General features: G+C 55.4%; 22 protein-coding genes and 1 other RNA gene. 15 read left to right on the top strand and 8 right to left on the bottom strand.

What is annotated here, in order from left to right; all coding sequences use genetic code 11:
* Positions 1–42: 42 nt before the first annotated feature.
* Both ACYX34_RS17025 and ACYX34_RS17020 read left to right on the top strand, forming a co-directional pair.
* The gene (locus ACYX34_RS17025) at positions 43–1,017 is read left to right on the top strand and encodes a DUF7948 domain-containing protein (protein WP_462077778.1); all 975 of its coding nucleotides are present in this window, start codon (positions 43–45) and stop codon (positions 1,015–1,017) included.
* Positions 1,018–1,037: 20 nt separating this feature from the next.
* Entirely contained in the window at positions 1,038–2,801 is a 1,764-nt protein-coding gene (locus ACYX34_RS17020) for an SBBP repeat-containing protein (protein ID WP_462077777.1), read from the top strand.
* Positions 2,802–3,216: 415 nt separating this feature from the next.
* Here ACYX34_RS17020 and ACYX34_RS17015 read toward each other — a convergent pair whose 3' ends face one another.
* From ACYX34_RS17015 to ACYX34_RS16990, 6 genes are all read right to left on the bottom strand, one after another.
* On the bottom strand, positions 3,217–3,315 hold the full coding sequence (locus ACYX34_RS17015) for a GIY-YIG nuclease family protein (protein WP_462077776.1): 99 nt from the start codon (positions 3,313–3,315) through the stop codon (positions 3,217–3,219).
* A gap of 235 nt (positions 3,316–3,550) precedes the next feature.
* Positions 3,551–3,900, bottom strand: a transfer-messenger RNA (tmRNA) gene (gene ssrA / locus ACYX34_RS17010).
* Between the two features lie 227 nt (positions 3,901–4,127).
* A complete protein-coding gene (locus tag ACYX34_RS17005; protein ID WP_462077775.1) occupies positions 4,128–5,372 on the bottom strand; it encodes an NnrS family protein in 1,245 nt (414 codons plus the stop codon).
* A 70-nt stretch (positions 5,373–5,442) separates the two neighbouring features.
* The gene (locus ACYX34_RS17000) at positions 5,443–6,915 is read right to left on the bottom strand and encodes a GTPase domain-containing protein (RefSeq protein ID WP_462077774.1); all 1,473 of its coding nucleotides are present in this window, start codon (positions 6,913–6,915) and stop codon (positions 5,443–5,445) included.
* Positions 6,912–8,408, bottom strand: coding sequence for a DUF2868 domain-containing protein (locus ACYX34_RS16995; RefSeq protein ID WP_462077773.1), 1,497 nt, complete (start codon positions 8,406–8,408; stop codon positions 6,912–6,914). The genes ACYX34_RS17000 and ACYX34_RS16995 overlap by 4 nt, the downstream gene beginning before the upstream one ends.
* A 58-nt stretch (positions 8,409–8,466) precedes the next feature.
* Complete coding sequence (locus tag ACYX34_RS16990) at positions 8,467–8,646, bottom strand: hypothetical protein (RefSeq protein WP_462077772.1); 180 nt, start codon at positions 8,644–8,646, stop codon at positions 8,467–8,469.
* A gap of 379 nt (positions 8,647–9,025) precedes the next feature.
* Between ACYX34_RS16990 and ACYX34_RS16985 the strand changes: the two genes are divergently transcribed.
* A complete protein-coding gene (locus tag ACYX34_RS16985; RefSeq protein ID WP_462077771.1) occupies positions 9,026–9,247 on the top strand; it encodes a hypothetical protein in 222 nt (73 codons plus the stop codon).
* A 141-nt stretch (positions 9,248–9,388) separates the two neighbouring features.
* Here ACYX34_RS16985 and ACYX34_RS16980 read toward each other — a convergent pair whose 3' ends face one another.
* Both ACYX34_RS16980 and ACYX34_RS16975 read right to left on the bottom strand, forming a co-directional pair.
* Complete coding sequence (locus tag ACYX34_RS16980) at positions 9,389–11,248, bottom strand: RecQ family ATP-dependent DNA helicase (protein WP_462077770.1); 1,860 nt, start codon at positions 11,246–11,248, stop codon at positions 9,389–9,391.
* Positions 11,249–11,453: 205 nt separating this feature from the next.
* Positions 11,454–11,978: a hypothetical protein gene (locus ACYX34_RS16975; RefSeq protein ID WP_462077769.1), complete on the bottom strand. Its 525-nt coding sequence runs from the start codon at positions 11,976–11,978 to the stop codon at positions 11,454–11,456.
* Positions 11,979–12,617: 639 nt separating this feature from the next.
* Here ACYX34_RS16975 and ACYX34_RS16970 point away from each other — a divergent pair.
* The 12 genes from ACYX34_RS16970 to ACYX34_RS16915 all read left to right on the top strand — a co-directional run bounded on the left by ACYX34_RS16970 (position 12,618) and on the right by ACYX34_RS16915 (position 24,117).
* Positions 12,618–12,950, top strand: coding sequence for a hypothetical protein (locus ACYX34_RS16970; protein ID WP_462077768.1), 333 nt, complete (start codon positions 12,618–12,620; stop codon positions 12,948–12,950).
* A 206-nt stretch (positions 12,951–13,156) separates the two neighbouring features.
* A complete protein-coding gene (locus tag ACYX34_RS16965; RefSeq protein ID WP_462077767.1) occupies positions 13,157–13,345 on the top strand; it encodes a type II toxin-antitoxin system HicB family antitoxin in 189 nt (62 codons plus the stop codon).
* A 286-nt stretch (positions 13,346–13,631) separates the two neighbouring features.
* Positions 13,632–14,819: a methyltransferase domain-containing protein gene (locus ACYX34_RS16960; RefSeq protein ID WP_462077766.1), complete on the top strand. Its 1,188-nt coding sequence runs from the start codon at positions 13,632–13,634 to the stop codon at positions 14,817–14,819.
* Positions 14,819–15,175, top strand: coding sequence for an ArsR/SmtB family transcription factor (locus ACYX34_RS16955; protein WP_462077765.1), 357 nt, complete (start codon positions 14,819–14,821; stop codon positions 15,173–15,175). The genes ACYX34_RS16960 and ACYX34_RS16955 overlap by 1 nt, the downstream gene beginning before the upstream one ends.
* A 35-nt stretch (positions 15,176–15,210) precedes the next feature.
* Positions 15,211–16,260 carry an arsenosugar biosynthesis radical SAM (seleno)protein ArsS gene (arsS, locus tag ACYX34_RS16950; RefSeq protein WP_462077764.1) on the top strand — a complete coding sequence of 350 codons (1,050 nt, stop codon included), beginning with the start codon at positions 15,211–15,213 and terminating at the stop codon, positions 16,258–16,260.
* Between the two features lie 34 nt (positions 16,261–16,294).
* Complete coding sequence (locus ACYX34_RS16945) at positions 16,295–17,158, top strand: phosphate ABC transporter substrate-binding protein (protein ID WP_462077763.1); 864 nt, start codon at positions 16,295–16,297, stop codon at positions 17,156–17,158.
* Positions 17,115–17,993, top strand: coding sequence for a phosphate ABC transporter permease subunit PstC (gene pstC, locus ACYX34_RS16940; RefSeq protein ID WP_462077762.1), 879 nt, complete (start codon positions 17,115–17,117; stop codon positions 17,991–17,993). The genes ACYX34_RS16945 and pstC overlap by 44 nt, the downstream gene beginning before the upstream one ends.
* A 1-nt stretch (position 17,994) precedes the next feature.
* Positions 17,995–18,849, top strand: a complete 855-nt coding sequence (gene pstA, locus ACYX34_RS16935) for a phosphate ABC transporter permease PstA (RefSeq protein WP_462077761.1) — start codon at positions 17,995–17,997, stop codon at positions 18,847–18,849.
* The gene (locus ACYX34_RS16930; RefSeq protein ID WP_462077760.1) at positions 18,846–19,685 is read left to right on the top strand and encodes a phosphate ABC transporter ATP-binding protein; all 840 of its coding nucleotides are present in this window, start codon (positions 18,846–18,848) and stop codon (positions 19,683–19,685) included. The genes pstA and ACYX34_RS16930 overlap by 4 nt, the downstream gene beginning before the upstream one ends.
* A gap of 382 nt (positions 19,686–20,067) precedes the next feature.
* Complete coding sequence (locus ACYX34_RS16925; RefSeq protein WP_462077759.1) at positions 20,068–21,144, top strand: PstS family phosphate ABC transporter substrate-binding protein; 1,077 nt, start codon at positions 20,068–20,070, stop codon at positions 21,142–21,144.
* A gap of 80 nt (positions 21,145–21,224) precedes the next feature.
* On the top strand, positions 21,225–22,802 hold the full coding sequence (locus ACYX34_RS16920; RefSeq protein ID WP_462077758.1) for a hypothetical protein: 1,578 nt from the start codon (positions 21,225–21,227) through the stop codon (positions 22,800–22,802).
* Positions 22,803–23,115: 313 nt separating this feature from the next.
* Positions 23,116–24,117, top strand: a complete 1,002-nt coding sequence (locus tag ACYX34_RS16915) for a hypothetical protein (RefSeq protein ID WP_462077757.1) — start codon at positions 23,116–23,118, stop codon at positions 24,115–24,117.
* The last annotated feature ends 337 nt before the right edge of the window (positions 24,118–24,454 follow it).

Here is a 24,454-nt window from a genome sequence, read left to right as displayed (position 1 = left end):
GAATCAGATCGGCTGACTACACTCTACAAGGAGAGAGTCATCATGAAACCCAGCCATGAAACATTCCGGCATTTCAGCAGCATGGTCTTCTTCATTGTCGTGAGTTTCGAACCCGCAGCTACGCTGTGGGCGAACGCGCTGGAGAACGCGACCCAACCCCCGGCGCCCGCGATCGCGACTGTACAATCGACCTACGGAAAGCTGCCGCTCAGCTTCGAAGCCAATCAGGGCCAATGGGATCCCTCCGTGCAGTTCGCCACTCGTGGGAGGAATCACACCCTCTTCCTGACGCCGAATGAAGCGGTACTGAGCCTGAGTACCGGTACAGTGACAGATCGCAAGCGACACAATGCCCTCACGCAGCCCCCGCAATTGAGCCGCCCCTCTGCACACTCGAACTCCGTCGTCCGAATGAAGTTCGCCGGGGCTGATACGAACGCCGAGGTCGCCGGGTTTGCACCACTGCCCGGCATCACCAACTACTTCATCGGTGATGATCCGACGAAGTGGCGCACCCACATTCCGACGTATCGGAAGGTCGAATACAAGAATCTCTATGCGGGGATTGATCTGGTCTACTACGGCAATCAGGGCCAGCTCGAATATGACCTCGTCGTCGCACCCGGCGCCGATCCCGCACAGATCATGCTGGCGTTCGACGGAGCCGAGCACATCGCGGTAGACGAGCAGGGCGATCTCGTTCTCACTCTGCCGCAGCAATCTAGGGAGAATGGACATCAAGTGGCCCCCACGCTCCGCCTGCACAAGCCGGTGGTCTATCAGCGAGATGAGCAAGGCGAGAAGCATCTGCTGGCCGGGACTTATGCGGTCCGATCCTCTAAGCAGCCTTCGCATCATACTGCGTCAGCTGCTCTGCATCCGAGCGAGACCCAGCACATTGCCTTTCAGGTTGCCTCTTACGACGCTAGCAAACCACTCATCATTGACCCCGTCCTCTCCTGGGCCACCTATTTGGGTGGCAGTGGGGGGGGGACGCCTCCTCGGGTATCGCACTAGATGCCGCCGGCAACATTTACATGACGGGGAGCACTAATTCCCCAGACTTTCCCGGCACAGCGAGCAGCCCCATTCAGAACACTATTGGTGTTGGCCCCAGCGATCTCGACGCATTTGTCACAAAACTTAATCCAGCGGGCACCGCGATTCTCTACTCGACCTATTTAGGCAGCAGCGGTGGTGACACGGCTTCCGGAATCGCCGTGGACCCTGCTGGCAATGCCTATGTGACGGGGAGTCTCGTGGGGGGGCCGGACTTTCCAGGCACTGCTGGTAGCCTCATCCAAAGTACAATGCGCAGCGATCGTGACGCCTTCGTGACAAAGATCAATACCACCGGCACCGCGATTCTTTACTCAACGTTTCTGGGTAGTGGCGGGGATGATTTTGCATATGGGATCGCCGTGGATCAATCGGGGAATGCCTATGTGACAGGAGAAACCTGGGAGTCTGACTTTCCTGGTACCGCGGGCAGTTCTATTCAAAACATCTTTGGTGGCGACATTGATGCCTTCGTGACGAAAATCAACGCAGCCGGAACCGCCATTGTCTACTCCACCTATTTGGGCGGCCAGAGGTCCGAGTATGGCAATGGAATTGCTGTGGATCAGGAAGGACAGGTCTATGTGACTGGCCCCACTGCATCGCCAAACTTTCCAGGTACCGCGAACAGTCCTATCCATAACAGCGGCAGCTCCTTTGTCACCAAGTTGAACGCAGCCGGTACGGCGATTGTCTATTCGACCTATTTAGGAAGCAACGGCGGTGGAATCGGCATTGCAATCGCGGTGGACGACGTTGGTAATGCCTATGTGACCGGTGGTGCTGGGCCAGGCTTTCTCGGCACGGCGAGCAGCCCCATCCAGAACACGAACGGTGGCGACACCGACGCTTATGTCATCAAGCTCAACAGAGCCGGCACGGCGATTGTCTATTCCACGTATTTAGGTGGCAGCGGGAGGGAATATGGCCTTGGAATCGCGGTGGATGCAGCCGGCAATGCCTATGTGACGGGTCAAACTGACACACCGGGGTCCGGTTTTCCAGGGACAGCAAGTAGTCCAATCCAGAGTACCTTTGGCGGGGGCCAGACCGATGCGTTCGTCACAAAGCTCAACTCGACTGGCACCGCGATTCTCTATTCCACCTATTTAGGTGGCAGCAGGAGTGAATTTGGCAGTGGAATCGCACTGGATGCAGCCGGCAACGCCTATGTGTCCGGAAGAACCTCCTCGTCTGACTTTCCCAGCACGGCCGGCAGTCCACTCCAGAACATGCTTCGTGGTGGCTTTGACGCCTTTGTGGCGAAGATCAGCAGCAGCATCCCCTTCGCCGAGTTCGACGCGAGAGCCAAGCTAGATGTAGATGATCGGCGGCACCATGGCGGGAGAACTCACCATCGTCCGCATTACGATGACGTTGAAGGGCGTTATCATCAGCGTCAGAATGACGACGAGTTCAAGCTGGAGGCTACCTTCACTCTCGGCTCCGGCAGTAACGGCATCGCTCCGCTCACGGAACCCATGATCATCCAGGTGGGCACCTTCTCGACGGCGATCCCAGCTGGCTCCTTCAAACAGCACAAAGGACGATTCGTGTTCGAGGGAACGATCAACGGCGTGCACCTCGAGACGGTGCTTCGGTCGTTGATTCTTGGGAACGACTACGAATTGAAAGTGGAAGGCCATGGTGCCGATCTGACTGGCACCAAAAACCCAGTGACCGTGAGTGTCACAATCGGTGACAACAGCGGCAGCAAGGAGATCACTGCCAAGATCAAGTGAGGGCATGGGGCCTCATCCAGCAGGACGAGGCCCCGTCTCGGACGCCTTTCAGAGAAACCAGCGCGACCAAGATTGGGTGGTACGCACGAAGTACAGAAATTACTGGTGGTGTTTCATCCCGTCGCCCAGAGCCACATCAGATGGCTCCGGGTCGAGCGAGGTATAGAAAGGATGGAGAAATCACTGGTGGGTTGAGGACTCTATCCGGCGGCGTCAATAAGGCGAGACTACATGCCTACGTACGTCGTTTACTCAAACATCTGAGTGTTGTGAGATCACCGTAGATCAGGCTTTGCTTTTTCACCGCACTCCATCGTTTCAACTGACGCTCCCGCTTGATGGCTTACGTTTCCGTATCAAAGACCTCTGTGTACATGAGCCGAACAGGCCGACGGTTGAATGTATACGTGGAACCTTACCCGACGTTGTGAGCATGAACACGATCTTGCAAGCCCCGAGTTGAACCTACGTAGAAGGAATCGTCGGAGCAACGGAGAATGTACACGTAATACATGGGATGAGCGCTCTACCATCCATCGATGGGGTTCTATATCAAGCCTAAGTCTACCTGTCGAGACTTTTGGTCAAGCACGCAAAAAGGCGGGCTGAACTTCTGGTGATTGCCCCTCGACGCGCTTCGCTGGCTCGGGGCACCATTCGACTCGCCGGCGAATGAAATCCTCACATTATTTGATGGCCCGCCATGAGCGAGCATGAATGTGCTCAGTCGAGCACATTCGCGAGTCGAATGGTGGAGGCGAGGGGAGTTGAACCCCTGTCCGAAGATCGTCAGTGCACTGTGTCTACATGTGTAGCCGACAATTTAAGGTTCGCAGCCATCCACGCCTATCGGCAGGCTTAGAACAGCCGCTAGCCCAGAACATTCTCGTCCTCAGCCGCTGAGCACCGACCTTGGACCAGCCCGCTGCATCACGCCATTCCACCCCCGCGGGCCTCAGATGGAACGACGTCTCAGCCTAAATTAGGCTGCGAGTGCCAGTTCTTGATTGGCAGTTGCGTTTTCTCGGACTTTTACGAGTTCCCGAGAGCTCGACATGCGACAGTGACCTCAGTATCCCCGTCGAAACCGGTCGCCCCCTTTGTTCAGGTTGTTGGAAATGACCGCCGGCTGCGTTCTCGCTTCGCTCAAGGCCTCAACGCACTAAGAAGTACGCCTCGGCATCTCGCTCGCTGCGGCCTTGCTGGACAGCCATTTTGAACAACCTGCCATGATGGTTCGGTTCTTCATGCCGTTCCAGCCTCCTCTCTAGATACTCATCATACCGCATAGGTCAAGAGACCGCCACCGCTCACTTTCTAAGTCTTCTATTCATCAAGGCTCGGGCGGACAAGGTAGGGCCCATAGTGAAAGGCAAAGAGGAGATAGGCTCCGCTCCAGCCGAGCGCGGACAACCCAAGCATCGTATGGGTCAGGGGCGTGGGCGTCGCCGAGTTCGGAGCAAAGATCCTCAATAGCGCTCCAATATTGATCAGCAGATAGATGACCACAGTGAGTCGGTCCGCATGGCGTACTCGTCCCGTGTGGCCGAGACTGGCACGGGTCATGACCGCCAACGTCATCGTACCCATCGCCCCAGTGGTAAGAAGATGAACGGCATTCTCGGGAGAAAACCCAATACCCAGAATCGAGGCACCCAGGGCTATCAAGAATAATCCAACCCACCCGTACCCGACGTGCAGAATCAGCACGAGCGGCTCTTGCCAGGTCCGCCATCCCCTCCAACGCAGGAGACGCACCACACTCGCCACCCCGGCCACCAGCAGCATGGTTCCCGTCCACAGCGTTTCTGGCTGCGCGACCCAGCTCATAACGCCCACGAGGACCAGCACCATCGCTACGCCATCAACCCGAGAGAACACATCAGGCAGTCCCGTCATGTGTCGTTCTGTCAGGAATTCTCGGGTAAAGGTCGGGGCAAGGCGCCCGCCGATGACCGTCAACAACATCGTCATGACGGCGAGCGCCAGGCGTTCTGGAAAGTCAGTCGGCCTGCCCTGTAATGCAGAGAGGTGAAAGAGCATGTTTGCGCAAGCAAAAAAACTGACCAGTATACCGATCGGCGCACGATCCCAGCTGCGAGCGGCAATGATCTCCCGCCAAACATAAGCGGCCAGCACTACTAAGAACGCTCCATCGATGATGGCAGCGGCAGATGGTCCAAACCATGGTGAGGCAACGAGCAGCCGCCCTGCCAGCCACAGCAGAAACAGCAACAGCAACGGGACCCCCCTAAGGGGCATGCGGTCCGTCCAGTTGGGCATGGCCGTCAGCAGAAATCCGGCGATCAACGCCGGCAAATATCCGAACAACATTTCATGTACGTGCCACTCACGAGCAGGATAGAGAAACTCCGCCTGCATCCGGCCTGCGACCACGGCGACCCAGGCAAGAACCACCAAACCGGCAAACAGCGCCGCACTTAAAAAGAATGGACGAAACCCGTACGACAGAAACGCCGGTCCCTCGTAGCGGGGAAATGTCGGCTGGTCGTCTTCTTGCTGCGCAGCTGGAACCGGCTGGTGAATGACCGGGATCTCTTTCGATGACATAGCAACAGATTCTCCTGTGCAGATTAGCGGCCTGTCAACCGAGTGCCGGAGCACATGAACAGGTCGGCTCTCATCCCAGGCGGTTAAGAAACCGTTTTGAGGCGGGGTAGGTGTTCCAGAGCAGTTCGAGTGTGATGGAGGTCAACAGCGCCGCAAGTGTTGCAGGTTTCTCCTCGGTTTTGGATAGAGGCTCTTGCCCCCTCAGGCGTTTCCATTCTTCATGTAAGGTGGTGTGGTGTTTCGAGACCAAAGTGTTCACCTTCTCGACCCAGAACCGAGGATTTTCTGGATCCATCACGTACTCTCCCTGGCCTCGGCCGAAATGGGCAATAGCCAGATATCGGACAATGACGTCTTGCACCAGCACATTCAGATATTCATTCGACCACGTTACCGGGGTCGGTGTACGCACTGCCTGCCGGTCCGCCCAGGCTTCCCCTCCGAAAAACCCAAGCACGCCTCCCACCACTGCCCCGGCGACCGTGAACAGCCCCATACTGACTCCACCCGTCGCCGCATCAAGGTGGAGCCCGGCATAGGCCCCGCTGGTCAATGCACCACCGATTCCGCCAATGGCTGTACCGCTGAGAGTCGCATCGCCACGGCCCTGCGAGCCTCGTTGGACTTCGACGTGTTCCATCCTGGCCTGGATGACACCAATCGCATCCCCTTCCAGGCCATGCAGAGCAATGACGGCTTTCGTTGTCACGCCAACCTCGTTCACCAAGTCCTTCAAGAGACTATCGACCGCCTGTTGCTTCTGAACATCCATTGGTGAGCCGTCAGCCCCCGTCATCACCCGTGACCTCGCCGCGTGTGACACCAGCATGGTCCACTGTTCCATCGACGCATGGAAGACGGCCAGATTCGCATTCTGCCAGGCGGTGAACAATCGATTCATGAGGGAGCGGTCACGAGAGGGGAGCAGTGATTGAATGGTCTCGAACAGCATCCCTTCCTGAACCCAACAGCGGCTGAATGCATCCAGGCTATGGACACCTTTGACGAATCCATATCGGGCGAAGTAGTCCTTCCAGGGTTGCTCAAGACGTTGCTGTTCGTCACGGTCCCGGGGGCGGCCGGTTTGGTTGAGGAGAACGACGACGGGTTTCTCGATCCATTCAAGCAGCTGTAGTTCCGGCGCGATGTACCCGGCCATGCTCGGCTCCTCGGCCGCATTCACCAGATAGAGGACGATGTCCGCCTCTTGCTGGACGTTCAACACCGCCTGTTGCGCACACCATGAAGGCCGATCGCGAAATCGATCCCACACTTCCGTCAAAATGCGAACGATCGGATTCTTGGCCCCCTGTAACCGAGAAAGAATCTTTTGACAGTTGGGAAACCCTGGCGTGTCCCAGAGCTGCAGCGACTCCCCTGCGTCCGTTTCCAGCACCGTGTATTTTTGGTTTTCGAGCGTGACATGCGCGCGATCTGCGACGAGGCCGATATCTTTCCGAAGCAGCGTTCTGGCCAGCGTAGTCTTCCCGATATTCGTATGAGAAATCAGGGAGAGGGCAATCTGGGATTTTTTGACCGTCATCGTGCCTCCCGAAAATCACCGGGCCATAAACAGTCGGGCAAGGCTCGCAGTTCCTGATCCGGAGGGCCGGAAGGATCTCGGTATGTGAGAGCTTGCAATCCACACCCTTTCACCAGCGCCGCCCAAGATTGGCACCTCTCTCTTAAACGCTTCTCATGATCGATCTGCGCATAGGCTTCGCAATCCAGGACAACCAACAACATGTTCGGTCGTCCTCTTCCTCGGATCGTTGCTTTCAATTCCTCCAAAAATTCACTGTGCGTTTCCTCGGGAGCCTGAGCCACGTTGAACAGGACGACCGCACACAGGCTTCGAGCAGAGTCGTCCGGAAAATGTGGATGGTGCTCACCATAGGGAACCGAGCTCCCGATATGGATGTCCGCCAGAACACCGAAGGTATCGCTGAGGAATGTCAGCAGTCGATCATCGGCCTCCTTCACACGATGGCTATAGGCCAGCACTTCCACGAACAGCCCTTTCCCACGATAGGGATTCAGCAAACGCTGAAAATACGGCTCATGAATCGGCAGACGGACATCGGCAGCCAGACGGGTCTTGCGAAACCAAGCCATCACGGCTAACAGCGTTCGTGGGAGGACAATGAGCAGCACCGTCGTCATCGCCCAGAAATGAATCCAGATGGCCGCATTGGCCCTGGCCGTACCTCGCAACTCGGTGATGACCTCTACACTCGGCATTGGAATCTTCAACAGCCAACTCGCCGGTGCGAAGAGGAAGGACAGGAAGGTGTGGACTCCCTCGGCCTGCATAAACGTGCTGTCCCATCCAGCTTTGTACAGAAAGCTGAAACCGCGCAGATAGAGTCCCACGATCACGCCAATCGCCAACGTGGCCGCAGCCGCGTGGAGGAGACTGCGGGTATGGGTACTCAACAGATCTCGACCGCTCTGGAGCAGACGCACGGCATAGGACGCAAGTGACGTTGTGACCCATTGCACCTCATCGGGACTCTGTAGCCGATCAAACCGTAGTCTGCTGAGCCGTCCCTTCACGATGCGTCCTAACAGCCATTCCACGAACCTCGGCACACCGGGCTGTGACCGATCTTGTGACGATCCAGGCACGACCGCGTTGTAGAGCAGCCCGATATAGACGACCGCATTCCAGAGGAGAAGCGTGAGGAGAGGAAAATTCAGAAGGTTAATATGCCCGGCAGGTCCAATGGGGTCGGCGAGGAAACCTCCCACAAGCGCACAAGCGATGAGCAGCATGAACGGAGCCTTGAACCGGAGGACGGCGAAGGCCGACGTGAATACAGGATGATTCTGTATCAGTCGATCGACAATGTGTTCAGCCCGTTCAAGAACCCGAGCTTCTCCGGTTGGCAGAGGATCTCCCGCAATTGTTCGGTCCCGACCAGCGTTTTCATGACGAAGCAACCCCCGTTCATACCGCAAGATAAATTTGTGGTCAGGGTCATGTTCTTCACAGGCCTGAACCAGGAGCACCTTGGCAAGCTGGGCAAACGTCATCGGTAACTCACGACGTGCCCGCCGCTCATAATCGCAGCCACCAGATCACCAGCTCTGCTCACAGGCATGTCCTCTTTGTCTCCATATTGTTCACAAATACCCTCGCCAGACCGCAATACTTGGCATTATCGGGACCTAGGAGAGTTCCGTCAATGAGAAGGGTGGGATTCTCCTCCCCACGGTCATGCCGTTGAAACTCCTGATCCAAAAAGGTCGCCACCTCGTTGACTCTCAGCATTCATTGACGCTCCTACGCAAGACAGCATAACAAGAGGCCAGAATAAAGCCTTCCCAAGAATCCGCCCGCTCGGGTTTTGATGGGATCGACAGAGGGAGCCCTGTATCGTTTCGTCCTTCTAGGCGTATCACTTGAGATACGCTGTCACGGCCTTCCCTCCCTCTAGCGAGAGCCTCATCACCCCCGACGACATCGCTCTCAGAATCAATGCAAACGCTCACCAGTTGCTGATCCAGAGTCACAGGGTAGTCACGCCAACGTAAGGAACAAGGCGCTTCGTTGGCACCACTCATTACCGTGGCATCATCATTGCGTATAGGACTGAATACATACTGAGCACAATCAGCTGTGCTCATCCAATCACGAAGGAGGGATTCCCATGAGGTGCACAAAATGCAGTGGTCTGATGGTGGTGGATCATTTATTGGACATGAAGGAGAGCTATCTGCCGATGTGGCTGCAGGCCCTTCGGTGCCTGACCTGCGGCAATATCGTGGACCCACTGATCCATTTTCACCGCGCGACCCAGCAGGCTCAGAGAGCCAGACGGCTCACGACACGTTTTGCAAGAAAGACGACTCGACCGGCAGTGGCGGCGTAGCAAGATGGTGGTGCAGCAAGGCCAGACAGATCGCAAGACGGGGTGTGCTTTCTGAACTATCTCTTTACCGTATTCAACAGGAAAGCACGCTCCGTAGGCGCTGCCTTCATGCATGAAAGAGTGAGGGGATTCAGGTGGATGCTATTGTGTCCCGTTAACCACCTCCAACACCCGTCGGCCATACCGCTCGGCTTTCATCTCGCCGATGCCTGGAATCTCCAGTAACGCCGCTCGCGTGTCCGGTTTGGAACCGGCGATGGCCTTCAACGTCTTATCGTGAAAAATGAGGAATGGCGCGACGCCTTCTTCCTCAGCGAGTTCGGAGCGGAGCTGTCGCAACCGTTCAACAAGCTGCCGATCCGGCGGCAACGTCATCGGAATAGGCGTAGGCACAACCTCTAAGCGACGCGGCCGCTCTCCTGATCCATGGGATGTCGCACCTTCCAGCTGTTCCAGTTCAACCAGGCGAAGCCCTTGCAGGGCCTCTCGTCCTTTTGCCGTCAGTTCAAGCGTAGGGTACTCCGTTCCTTCAACTTGCAGATATCCTGAGTTGACGAGGGCTTTCACATAACCGGTGACCGCTAGCTTCGTCTCCGTTCCACACATGCCGTACGTCGGACAATCTGCTGCCCCATAGGCCGCAAGCACCTTCGATCGACTTCCGCGAAGAATATCGACGATCCGTCCCATCCCAAATCGACCTCCGCACCAGGCCACCGTATCCAGTACTGCCGGTGCGATCGCATTCCCTTGAGGAACCTTGCGACTCGGCTGCCGCGCCGGCGTCACACAGCGGTCGCACAGGCCACAAAGACCTGAGGCAAGCTCGCCCTGATCACTAAAATATTCCAGAATCGCGAGCTGTCGGCACGTCGACGTCGACACATATCCCAGCAATTCTTGCAAAAGCGTCGTCATGCGCCCCGCCCGTTCAGCGCCGTCAGAATCCTTGGATGCCTGCGAAATGAAATATTCCTGGGTGGCCACATCCCGTTCATGGAACAGCACCACACAGGCAGCTGGTTGCCCATCCCGTCCAGCGCGACCCGCCTCCTGATAATAGGCCTCCAGACTGCCGGGAATATCGAAATGGACGACCAGCCGGACATCCGGCTTATCGATCCCCATCCCGAAGGCATTCGTCGCCGCCAGAATTCGCACCGCCCCTCGGCGGAAATCCTGATGCACCAGACGCCGTGCGTCATCGGACAAACCCGCATGGTAGTAGCCGACCGCCGGGTGGGATTGGCCCAGCCACGCAGCTACCTCTTCAACCGTCCGGCGAGTGGCGCCATAGACGAGGATTGTGCCTGTCTCTGTCTCTCGAACCAGCCGGTCTACCAGGACAAGTTTGTCTCGAAGGGTCTGACAATGATGTACGGAGAAGGCCAGATTCTTCCGACGAAATCCGGCGACGAGTCGGAACGGGTCATGAAGCGACAGCCGGCGACACACATCCGTCTGCACACGCGCAGTGGCCGTCGCCGTCAAGGCCAAACAGGGAGGATTCGTGAGCTCCTGACGCAGCCGGCCGATCTTGAGATAGTCCGGTCTGAAGTCATGACCCCACTGAGAAATACAATGAACTTCATCGACCACCAGGAGCGACACCCAGAGAGTCCGTAACAGGCGAAGAAACCCTTCATGCTGCATCCGCTCCGGCGCGAGATAGAGGAGCTGAATACGCCGCTGCTTGAGATCTTCCAGAACCAGACTCTTTTCCAGCCCACTGAGTCCGGAGTGAAACGCCGCAACCGCAATCTTACGCTGCTTCATGGCGATCACCTGATCTTGCATCAACGCAATGAGCGGCGAAATGACCAGCGTCAACCCCGGCAGAAGAGTGGCCGGAAACTGGTAACAGAGCGATTTGCCTTGCCCCGTCGGCATCACTGCCATGACATCGCGCCCAGCCAACACCGCGCGTATGACATCCTCTTGGCCAGGGCGAAATGCCGAAAACCCGAACCGTTCCTTGAGTTGTCGAGTCAGATCATCCACGGGAAGGCGAATCAGAGGAATAGAATGTGATCAAGACCAACCGAGAAGGAAGTATAGATGAGCAGTGATAGGCAAGTCGAGCTGACCGAACGAAAACGTGCAGTCAAGACATCCCTATCGACAGTCGCACACCGGCTTCAAGGGAAGCCACCTGAGGGAACAGAACGAGGGTGAGCTGAGAGAAGAGATCCCGATGTAGAAATGGTCAGGCTGCCAGTGAATCGCCTTCCGCGGCCTGGCCTCCGACTAGATTCGACCCATCAAGTCGTTGAATCATCGGCTGATAGGCAATCACCTTCCGCAGAATCATGGTTCTCAAATCTTCATCTTCCATATGGGACAGTGCGTCGTGAGCCCCCGCCATATCTCCGTCCTGTGCCAGATGAGCAGCAATGCCGATGAGCGGGAGAACCCCCGCATTGCCCATCGCTTTCGCGATCTCGATCGCCCCAGATCGATCCCCGGCTTTGATAAAGAGTTGTGGAAGCTCAAGATAGAAATGGCTGGCCAAGAGCGACGGATCGGGACAGGAGAGAATCGTATCTTTCACGGCCTGCACATTACCTCGCTCTGACTCGACGAACAACATCATCTGCCAGGCGTCTCGCAAATATCGGTGGTCTGCGATCTCGTTCGCCGTCTGTTGTGCTCCTGCCGTATCACCCGCCAGCACTTGCCTGATCACCTGATTCTTCAACTCCTCATCCGTCGGTGTGTGGGTTGGCATCATCGTGCGGCTCCTCTCTCAAAGTGATCATCGCAGTCGATTAGAAATGTAGCCGTGAGCGTCGTTCTTGTCGATTGTTTTCTGGAAAAATTCGCGCGCCTCTCCACCTCACAGTCGAGCGACCGATGCTCAAGACAACGCTTCGCGTACTCGCCGACTGTTTCACGTGGCGTGCGCTGCCCAATAAAGTTTGATCCGTGATCTGCAAGAATCAAAATGAACGCACGGCTCGTTTCAGGATGATGCGGCACAGCCTCCCGGTCGCACTTCGATACATCGGTGGGGCAATGAAGGGTTGCGTCACCTTTCAGGCAATCTTTCGTTCTCAACGGTCCGTTCAGAATGGGCAAGAACGTATGCACTCCCATCCCCCTTCCGCCCCATCAAGCACGAGCTGGTTCTGAAGCCCAACTGTCTTCTTGTTATCTTATGAGGATGATCGTATCTGTCATGGACACTCACATTTAAAATCATTCGAGGGAGAGTGCCATGACGAGTTAGGAGAGCTCAAAGAAGTGCCTAGCGGCAAGGAAGTCCTCAACATAACTTATCGACCTGCCATGTGTTTTTTGGCATTAACGCACGACTACCCTATTTCTCCTCTTCACTTGCGCATATGAAATGTCCGGCTATACTTTCTAAATGCGTTCATCAAAATACATTCTCTGGCAAGACGATAACGGCTGGCGCGGCTACCTGGAAGGCTACCCCGAGTATGAAGTACAAGGCGAGTCGTTTGAAGAGCTCCAGGTAAAGCTGTGGCAATTGCATCAAGAGCTCACCGGCCACCATCAAGAACCAGAAGTGATCCAAGATCAGGACCGCTATCAGCATTCCGATCCAAAAGCGCACCCGGGGTCTCATGGCCGCACCCATGGTCACATACCCACCCTGCCTCGCCCCATGTCGCGCGCGCAGAGTAAGCGCCGCGCACGGGTTGAAGAGCTCATGTTTACGATAATCAGTAACCGTTGAGGATAACTAACGTCGATTCCCCACGATCTTGTCACCATGTCTCCCGCTGAACGTAATACAAGGCTGCGCACCGCTAGAAAGCGGCCATGGAGATGCTCTTAGAAAGACTCGCTGACCGATAGAGGATCGCGTGTTGGAATGAATCTGTAGCCTGATGACCCGTTCATTCTTCGATTCATGTCCGTCGTCTCAACATGGGGTAGATCATGCAAGCGATCAAATGCTACTACTTGGATGATGAGAAGCAGTGGTTAGGCTATCTGCTAAACTTCCCTGACCACTGGGCTCACGGAGAGACGCTTGAAGCCCTCCAAGCCAACCTGTATCGTTTGAATTTTGACCTCACCTTGATGGAAGCTCTACGAAAAGTGTCTGAACTCAGTCTTCCCTTGTAACTAGCCTCATCCTCAAACCAAAATAGTCCGATCTGTTCGTACCTTAGCACCCGAATCCGCCCATCTTACCCCCTCAACAGCTAACGACATGCGGATTCTTGTCCCCGCAAGGTCTGAGCACCTGTAAGATTTCCTCCCGTGTCACAACCACTCCTCAAGAAACAGGCTCAGAGTGGAACGATGCTACGGCAATTGCTTCCACTATATCCCGATTGACCAGATCCCTAAGAGATTGGTACATATAGAGCCAGCTCCATATCATCAAGAAACTCCTACGAGGCCGACCATGCCCACTGATGACATCACACAAAAAGTCAGCGAACGCTATACGGACGCCGTACGGACCGGTGAGGAGATGTGCTGCCCCACCAGCTACGACATGGGACACCTCAAGACCTTCATTCCTGAAGAAGTCTTGAAGATCTCTTACGGCTGCGGCACGCCGGCTGGGCTCAAGACGGTGCGGGCCGGAGAAACGGTCTTGGATATTGGATCAGGCGGCGGGATCGACTGTTTTGAAGCGTCTCGGCTGGTCGGCCCCACCGGGCGCGTGGTCGGTATCGACATGACCGACACGATGTTGGAGATCGCCAGAAAAAACACAGCTGTCGTGGCTTCGAACCTCGGTTATCCCGCGTCGAACGTGGAGTTTCGAAAGGGCCTGGCGGATGCAATGCCAGTCGACGACGGGATGATCGATCTGATCATCTCGAATTGCGTGATCAACCTGGCACCGGATAAGCGGAAGGTGTTTCGCGAAATGTACCGGGTTGCCAAACCCGGCGGACGGTTCACGATCTCCGATATTGTGTCGGATCAAACCGTACCGCAGTACCTTGTCCACGACACTCAGAAATGGGGCGATTGTCTATCCGGCGCCTTGACGCTCACCGATTACATGAACGGCATGACGGCAGCCGGATTTCTCGGTATCCATCTGGTGAAGTTCTCGCCCTGGCGCATGATCGACGGTATCCATTTCTTTTCCGTGACGTTGACCGGTTACAAGCTGCCTCCGGCACCGGCTGCTTCTTCAGTCCGCTACGCCACCCTGCGCGGTCCTTTCAGTCGGCTGGTGAATGAGCGAGGCACGACCTACCAGCGCGGCATTCCACAACCAATTAGCCCGAACGATACACAGTTGCTGAGCAATTCTCCCTTTACCGAACACTTTCTTCTGACGACCGAACCGGCCCCGCTGGACAACCATGACCCACGTTGGAGCGCCGTCTTACCTGCCGATGCTCCCTGCACCTGGCAAGGCCACTATGCGTTGCTAGCCGGTCCGTTCGTTGAAGCAGCCGATGATGATCAGCATGTGTATCGCCGAGGTGAGCCGCTGGAGATTTGCTCCAAGACGGTGGCGGTTCTTGGAACCAATGGATATCAGCCCCACTTTGTCATCCTGAACCGGGCAGGTGAGCACGTGAATGGTGAAGCCGTGATTTGCTCGCCTGATGGAGGCTGTTGCTGATGAAGCCTACCATTAATACCAACGTCCTTACTTCACGCCAATGTGCATCGGTTCTCAAGGCACTGGGCGATGAAACTCGACTGCGCATCTTGGAATCCTTACTCATCGGGGGGAAATGCGTGACAGACCTTGTCCAAGAACTCGGATGTTCCCAACCCCATGCCTCCCATCACCTCCGCATCTTGCGGGACTCCGGCCTGGTCGAAGGACATCGGTGCGGCAAACAGGTGTGCTACCGTGTCACGCCCGAGATTCAAAGAGCCCTGGCAAACGGGCAAGGACAAGCCCTGGATTTCGGCTGTTGTGAGTTGCGGTTTCCGGAGTCGGCCCTGATGACGATCGGTCGTGCACGCTAAGATCCATTGTGTGCTAAGACAATGCCTTCCGCCCGATGGGAACTGATATGCCGTTGACCTTACTGGGGCGACACAATCCCCTCGCCTCTGCTTCCGAACAACTTAAAGTGCTGGAACGGCCCATCCCGAATCCACCCTTTGAGGCGCAACTCGATCAAGCCGGCCTGCATCCCCTCCACGCCACTGGAATCACCGTCTTCCAGATCAATGTCGGCAAACTCTGCAACCAGACCTGTCGCCATTGCCACGTCGATGCCGGTCCTGATCGCCCCGAAACCATGTCATTGGAAACGGCACAGCAGTGTATAAGAGCCCTTGCCAAGACCGACATTCCCACGGTGGATATCACGGGTGGCGCACCGGAGCTCAATCCGCATTTTCAGTGGCTCGTCGAACAATCCCGCAGGCTTGGCCGACATGTCATGGACCGCTGCAATCTGTCCGTGCTGCTGCTTCCCTCACAGGCAGACTTGGCAGAATTCTTAGCCCATCATCGGGTTGAAATCATCGCCTCCCTGCCGTCCTACCGTGCCAGCCAGACGGATGCCCAACGAGGCGAGGGAATCTTTGAGAAGTCCTTGGATGGACTTCGACTCTTAAACCGGCTTGGCTATGGTCGACCGAACGGCGGCCTCGGTTTGAACCTGGTCTACAATCCCGTTGGGGCGTTTCTGCCTCCCAAGCAAGAAGCCATTGAAGCCCAATTCAAGAAGGAGCTACGAACTAAACACGGTATTGAGTTCAACCGGCTCTATACAATCACGAATATGCCGATCAGCCGGTTCCTAGAATTTCTTGTTGAAAGCGGCAACTATGAGCAGTACATGACACGCCTCGCCAATGCGTTCAATCCTACCGCCGCCGCCGGCGTCATGTGTCGGTCTACACTGTCAGTCGGATGGGACGGCAAATTATACGACTGCGATTTCAACCAGATGCTGGAGCTTCCCATTGACCATGGCGCACCGGCGCATATCCGCGACTTCGACCCGGCTCAGCTCAATCATCGCCGAATCGTAACCCGCAACCATTGCTATGGCTGTACGGCCGGCTCCGGGTCATCCTGTGGTGGAGCCGTTACCTAACGGATAATCTTAACGAAGATATGGAGATGTGTTGATGTATCAATATCTGAATCTTTATCGCGAACAGATCGACAACTTGTTTCCCCTAGTCCTTCTACTTGCGCTGTGCGGAATACCAGGAATCGCAACAGCCCAGACGGCCGGAGCTGAACTGTCCGGCAAACTCGTGGTGACAGGTGCCAGCACCCTCGCCCCACTGATCAGCGAGATCGGCAAGCGCTTTGAGGGTCTCTATCCCAAAGTGCGCGTGGATGTGCAAACCGGTGGCTCGTCCCGCGGCGTCGCGGATACGCGCCAGGGGCTTGCCGACATCGGGATGGTCTCTCGCGCCATGAAAGATGAAGAGAAGGACCTGCATGCGTTTCCGGTTGCTCGCGATGGCGTGAGTATCATTCTCCACAAAGACAATTCGGTCCAGACTCTCACAGACGAACAAGTGGTCGCGATTTACACAGGAAAGATTACCAATTGGAAAGATGTCGGCGGGAGGGACGCTCCGATCACTGTCGTCAACAAGGCGGAAGGCCGATCGACGCTGGAAGTGTTTTTGCACTACTTCAAGCTGAAGAATGCGGACGTCAAGGCGCAGGTAGTGATCAGCGATAACGAGCAGGGAGTGAAGACCGTCGCGGGCAGTCGTCACGCCATCGGATACGTTTCCATCGGAACAGCCGAATATGACGAATCGCAAGGAGTGCCGATCAAGCTGCTCCCGACCGGAGGGGTGACCGCCTCCACAGAGACGGTGCGAAACGGAACTTTTCCGATTTCTCGTCCACTCCACATCGTCACTCGAACTCCACCGGCCGGATTAACCAAAGCTTTTATCGCCTATGCCCAGTCCAAAACCGTCCATGACATCATTGCACAGCAATACTTTGTCCCATTGGTCAACTGACGACCTCCTCTGCTGGCTCTTGCGTGGCCTTGCCGCCGTCGCCGGCACGATCGTCATCCTCATCGTGACCTTTCTGATCGTAGAGGCACTTCCCGTCCTTCATCGAATCGGCCTGCTTCGATTCTTTACCGACCCATCTTGGCACCCGGCCGAAGGCTTCTACAATCTGACTCCGATGCTGTGGGGGACTCTCTTCGCTATGGCCGGTTCCGTGTTGATCGCCACACCCCTCGGCATTCTCTCTGCCGTATTCTGTCATTACTATGCGCCGCTTGCCCTTGCCCAGCCCTATCGTCGCCTGATTGAGCTGCTTGCCGGCATTCCTTCGGTAGTCTACGGATTCTGGGGGCTTGTGGTGCTGGTCCCGCTGATCGGCGAGATGCACCCTCCAGGACCTAGCCTCTTGGCCGGTATCCTCATCCTCACGATCATGATCCTTCCCACTATTGCATTGATGGCCGACGCCAGTCTTGCCAATGTGCCACAGCACTATATTCGCGGAGCGGCAGCATTAGGTCTCTCTCAATGGGCGACGATCCGAGGCGTCGTCTTCCCGGCCGCAAAATCAGGGCTTTTCACTGGAGTGATCCTGGAAACCGGCCGAGCCATCGGTGAGACCATGGCGATCCTCATGGTCTGTGGGAACGTAGTTCAGGCTCCTTCCAGCATATTTGATCCGATCCGAACGTTGACCGCCAATATCGCGCTGGAAATGGCCTATGCCCTCGACGACCACCGCGCGGCGCTGTTCGTCAGTGGGCTTGTCTTGATGGCTATGATCGTCGCTTTGACAATTGCAGCAGAATGGGTCAGCCGCGGGAGAATCTACGGCTGACATGTGGGACCAATCGAGAACTCCAAAGGAATGGTTGGCATTCGCTCTTGTCTGGGGAACGGCCGGGCTTGTCACTGGCACCTTCTTCTGGCTGTTAAGCGATATCCTTTGGCACGGACTCAGCTATATCTCCTGGACGTTTCTGACTGCCCCGCCAGAGAACGCCGGACGCCGAGGGGGGATCGGGCCTATCTTGGTTTCGACAGCGTTGATTTTGGGGGTATGCCTCGCGGTCTCGCTGCCCATCGGCATCGGCACCGCTGTCCTCCTTGCTGAGTTTACCTCGGACCAAAGTCTCTTCGGACGGATGACTCGCCGGAGCCTTGATGTCCTGGCCGGTGTGCCGTCGATCGTATTCGGTCTCTTCGGCAACGCTTTTTTTTGCAAGACGCTGGGCCTCGGCTTCTCGATCCTGTCCGGTGGGTTGACCTTGGCCTGCATGGTGCTGCCGATCTTAATCCGTTCAACCGAGGAAGGGTTTCGCGCCGTGCCGGTTGATTACAGGCTATCCGCCGCCGCACTTGGACTATCGCGCACCACAACACTTCTTCACCTGCTGCTACCGGCAGCGGTACCCGGTCTCATGGTTGGCCTCATCCTTGGGGTTGGCAGGGCGATTGCCGAAACCGCAGCGCTCATCTTCACCAGCGGTTATGTGGATCGGATGCCGGAGTCGTTACTCGATTCCGGTCGCGCGCTCTCCATTCACATCTTCGATCTTTCCATGAATGTCTCAGGTGGAGATGCGAATGCCTATGCCTCGGCAGTGGTCTTAGTTGTCCTACTGCTCCTCATCAACGGGACCGCATCTTGGCTGGCAACATATGGCCTCCATCGAAAGATCCTCACCATATGACACCCGTTAAACCCGTCGCGGAGGTCCCCTCCCAGCCTCCGCTTGAAGATTCAACCGGTTCTCTTGAGCTTCATCCCTTTCTCGAGGTCGATCGGCTCAGCTTGCACTACCGGGGAAAGCCGGCGTTTCAGAACGTGACTCTATCGATCAACAAGGGATGCATCACGGCTTTGGTGGGACCATCCGGATGCGGGAAGACCAGCTTCCTCACCTGCCTGAACCGACTCACAGATTTAATCGCTGGCTGTCGTGTTTCAGGACGAATCACGATTGATGCGCTTGATATCTTGGGGCCTCGCACCGATGTCATCCAGCTACGCCGTCGTATCGGCATGATCTTCCAAAAACCAAACCCTTTCCCCCTGTCGATCCGAAAAAATCTTGAGTTCCCACTGCGTGAGCACGGCATGCGCGATCAGGCTCAGCTCGTCACTGCCGTCGAAACCTCCCTACGAGATGTCGGCCTCTGGGATGAGGTCAAGGATTGGCTGGACTCGCCGGCCTTGTCACTCTCCGGTGGCCAACAACAGCGCCTCTGTATTGCCAGGTCCTTGGCCCTTTCGCCGGAAATGCTGCTCATGGATGAACCCTGCAGCGCGCTCGATCCGATTTCCAGCGGTATCGTTGAGGATCTCATCGTCAGACTCCGTGGGCGCTATACGATTTTGATCGTCACTCACAACCTGGCTCAAGCTCGACGCATGGCGGACTATGCCGCCTTGTTCTGGGTTCAAAACGGAGCGGGGCGGCTGGTTGAAACCGGAACAGCGAAGCAACTATTTGAGAAGCCTCGTGATCCATTGACCGCCGCCTATGTCAACGGGATGCGAGGATAACCATGGGCCATCGACATGGCTGGCCACGCCATGAAAAAAGGATCCGGCGAAGCCGGGGATACCAGGGCTGGATTCTGGAACAGATATCGCCGTCTCAAGGCTTGTAGTAGGCCGACGACACACCATCACCAGCGACGATTTTTCAGTCGAAGACTATACAGAGTCTGGATACGCTTATGGACTACTTGTATTGGATACCCTTCGTTATCTGAAGTCCGGCTAAGCCACACGGAAACTGATCTCACTCCAAAAGAGCATTATCACAAGGCACGCAAGCGAAAATTAACAGTTCTGTAACAATGCCGTTACCATCCGGCAATCCTGAAGCAAGACAATATGAACTACTGGAGCGATCTACCTACTATCGGGGGAGGAACAAGTGATGAACCGATTTTTGAGAGTATTTACACTTGAATGTGCTCTGCTCTCTGCTTTTCACCTTTTCTATTTTGTTGAGCGGTCTTCAGCCGAGCATAGCGACCCCCTCGCTACCGTGACCGCGAGTTCGACCCTGGCCCATTACAGTCCAAAGAGACTCGTCTCAGGCGCATTCAAAGTTCAAAGCTCGGAAGCACTGTTTCCACTGCTCACTCGCCTCAGTGCAGATTTTCAGAGATTTCAGCCGAAAGTGACCATTGAAATAAAGAAAGGAACCTCTAAGGCTGTTACGGAGTTTCTACAGCCGCCTTTACGTAAAACAGGCAAGATTATGATGATAGATGATAGGTCTTCCAGCTTCCAACTACTTGCTGCCACCCATCAGCTTTCCGATGCTGAAATAAAAGAATTCGTCACTCAACATGGCTATGAACCGATGGCTATGCCTGTGGCCGTCGACGCCGTCGCGCTCTATGTGCACAAGGATAATCCGCTCCCTGGGCTTACACTTGATCAGGTCGATGCCATATTCTCGTCGACGCGAAAACGCGGAGCCAAAAACGACATCTCGCAATGGGGTCACCTTGGATTGGCTGAAGACTGGGAAGCGGCACCGATTAGGCTTTATGGCCGTGACAGGCGGTCAGAGGCCAGGGCAATGTTTCTGGAGCACGCACTTGCCGGAGGCGAGTTCAAATCGAGTGTTCAAGAACATCCGGGAGTCGCCTCTGTTGCATTAAACATCAATCATAACCCTATGGGCATAGGGTACAGTGCTCTTGGCTTGCACACAGCAAACGTGCGGACCGTCCCCGTTGCGGAAAAGGATGGGATGCCCTTTGTACTGCCGACTCGAGAGACTGTGGCCGATCAAACCTATCCGCTTCGACATGCCTTGTACCTCTATTTCGACCAATCTCCGAAAACGTCCTTGCCTGAATCGGTTCAGGAATTCTTGACTTTCATTATGAGTCAGGAGGGAGAAGAGACCGTGATGAGAGCTGGATTGTTCCCCTTATCTCATGTTCAAGCCGAGAACAGGACTAGCAGCATAATTGCCCTGCCGTACTCTCCCAGCTGATGAATCACTAAAATATCCGGCAGGAACGCCGTCGTTCGAGCTACGACACAATAATAGAATTCTACCCAGGAGGAGTTTACATGAGGGGATTGTATAGGGCGGCGGATACTGCCCGAATGATACTTGTCAGCACATTGACCGCCGCAACCATCGTGTTATTCCAACAACCCATATTGGCCCAGGAGCTTTCATCTAATAAGATGCCGTTGCCTGCTCCAATGCAAATCGCTCAACAGGTCGAACCAGGACCGGAAAAGCAAGGACCTTCATCAGCTGGCCAGGCTACACAGGGCGCCATTTCGCTGGAAGACCTGCTTCTTCAGAAGGGCACCATTACCAAGGATGACTGGCTCAGGATTCGTGCGGAACAGGAGTATCAAGCCGCTGAACAAACACGACGGTTGGACAATTTGGAGGACTGGAAGAGTAAAGCAGAAGGGCTTCCGATTTTGCGGGACAAGGTCAATTTCGGTCTGAACGCGCTCCAATTTCTGTATGGACACGTCAATGCACAGGTTCCTGAAGGAAGAAGTCAGGATAGTTTCTCTGTTCGCCGCGCGGAGGTGTTGTTCTGGGGAAAGCTCAGCGACTACCTTCCCCGATGGCACATGCTGATGGAATTCCAAAGCAGCGGTAGTACGAGCAACACACCTCTGACTGGCGCCTCCACAACGTCTGTGGGCACCTTCTTTCGAGAAGCCTACATCGACGTGCGCCCGATTCAATCGTGGGCGCCGAACCTGAACATGATCAGGATGGGGATCTTCCGGATGCCGTTCGGCATCTTCACGGAAACGTCCGGAGGCCTCAGGGATATCATTAGTTCTCCCTATCTGAACGGTGTTGGCGGCGGCGGTGGACCGGGGCAGAATAGAAACGGCACGGGCGGCGCCATAGAATTTCTTCAGGAGCGCGATTACTTTGTCGATGTACGCGGGAAGGTTTTAAGCGGGAAAGTTCTCAATGGCCTCGAATACGTGGTCGGGATCATGAATAACAATAACTTTCAGGCCAACGGGATCGTCAGCAACACATCGGGGGTCGGCGGAGCCAATCAGCCGAAAGCGGTGTACACCCGTATCCGGCTGTTTGGAGACGACGTGTCGTTCATCAGCTTCACCATGATCCAGGGGACGTCAAACAACGCGGGGACCTTCATCAATGGGCGTGGCAAGGGCCACTTTGACCGGTATGGCATAGATTTTCGCTACAATCCGAAATTTTTGCCTGGATTCATGATGTATGGCGAATACTGGCAAGGCCATGACGGTTCGAATGCAACCACGGTAGGGACAGCGGCCAACGGAGCCTGCCTTGATACGTGCGGCGGATCCGGTGCGCCGGGTGCCCAGCGACGCACATGGTATGTCCTGGCGAAGTATCTCTTCACGGAAGGACCACTTGAGAACTTTGAGCCGGTCTACATGTATGAGGAGTTCGATCCTAATACCAGGTTATCGAACGACCTCTACACCAGGCACATCGCTGGCTTGACCTACTATTTTGAAAACTTCCCCCCCAAAATGCAGTCCAAGGTGCAGTTCAACTATGAGTTTCGGCACCATTCAGGATTGGGGCCCGGCATCGCGCTCAATGCCGCGACGGACCCCTTTGCCCAAAACGCATTTTTCTTCCAGTGGCAGGTTCGATTCATGTAGTGTGCTCTAGTTCGTTTGGCTCATGAGATGTTTCAGGCTGTATACTGGAACGGCACAGGATAAGAGGATGGACTTCGGGCGAACTATCTATGGCTCAGGGGCATGAGAACGATCGAGACGGTATCCCTGCAAACGGGCACTTAGAAGTAGGGTGTCCGTAGGCTGGACCTGCAACCGTCGTGAGTGTCGAGAATTTTCCCGCGAGCCTTGAACTGAATAGACTCAGGATATCCGTCGTGAGACTTCAGGTGAGCAAGAAATCGGCAGGCGATCCGCGCCGCGAAAGGCGAGGCGCAACACTTGGGGAGGCCACATGTGCAAACAGTCCATGGGTATTCCGCTCAATGGCGGGCTCGTGATCATGCATACAACACTCAAAGACGGACAACCTGTCATAGTGCACCCTGTTTTGACTTCGATCACCTTCAGCCTATTGTTGCTAATCACAGTTATCGGCGACCTAACTGGTTGTAGTTTCTTGAGCAGTGATCGGGTGGTGTACAACCAAGCCGGCATTCACATCGGCCTGGAAGGCGATCCGACGGTCGCCCGTTCACATCAGCTTGTTTTAAATAATCATCCCCTGGACCTGACGCCGCATGAGATTGAATCGCTTCTTCGGCCCATTCAGCTCATCGGATACAGTGGTACTCTTTCGGGTTTGATAACGAAACCGCAACCGGTCCCCCTTTTTACTCATCAGGAGTTATCGACGATCTCCAAATATCTGGCCAACGCGTTACGAGAAGCCAAGCCCGATGAACGAGTGTCCTTCTCATTGCCGAAACCGGACGTGACGTATAGCGAAGAGCGAACAGTCGGATCCTTGTTTTTTCGCGGGCCTTATCTCCACGTGGTTGTGAACGACCATTCTTCGATCATTCGCACCGATACCGGGGGAGGGGATTATAAAGATATCCGTGATACCAAGGGTATGCAGTTAGGAATCGTGGGGAGCGATCAAGCAGCAACCGTGCCGCCCATCGAGGAACCTCGATGGGCGCCCTTCGACAGGGTTCACATCTCGCTCTTCGTGAAAGAGTTGTCAGATCAAAAGGGAACGACTTCGTCTGTACGTCCGAAGCAAGGGAGAACAGACTCACCAGTTTCTCTACACACCGCAACATCACCAGAGCCTCTTCAGGGTAGTACCTCGCCGAAGGAGTTGCATCGTCAAATGCGGGAACTCTCCGGCACGAATCAGGAGCTGAAAGATCGGCTCGATGAACAGAATAAACGGATGGAGCAGTTACAAAAGCAGGTCGAGCAATTACAGCGAGAGGTGCCCCACTCGGATTTGAAGGGCCAGCCATAACAAGGCTGCTCCCGTCCCGTAGTTGAACCCCCTATCGCGCACCACTGCATCGATTGTGTTCCCTGATGGTCGGTATTCGTGCTCTCGTTCATGAGGGGGGGCCCTCTTTCAAGAAGGAGTGAGAATTATCATCGACGTACTTGAGGATCTCATCGTCAGCCTGCACGCGTGTCAACCCATCTGAATCGCGACGCACACCCTGCTAAGCTCGACACATCGCCGGACTACACCGCCTTATTTGTAGTACAAAGCGGAGTGGATCAACTCGTTGAGAGCGGGTCAAGAAGATTTTGAGGATCCCAAGACCCACTGACCGCTGCCTATGTCGACGGTATGC

This window comes from Nitrospira sp. CMX1 (assembly GCF_054902215.1).
This window is presented reverse-complemented; position numbering and strand designations above follow the sequence as displayed.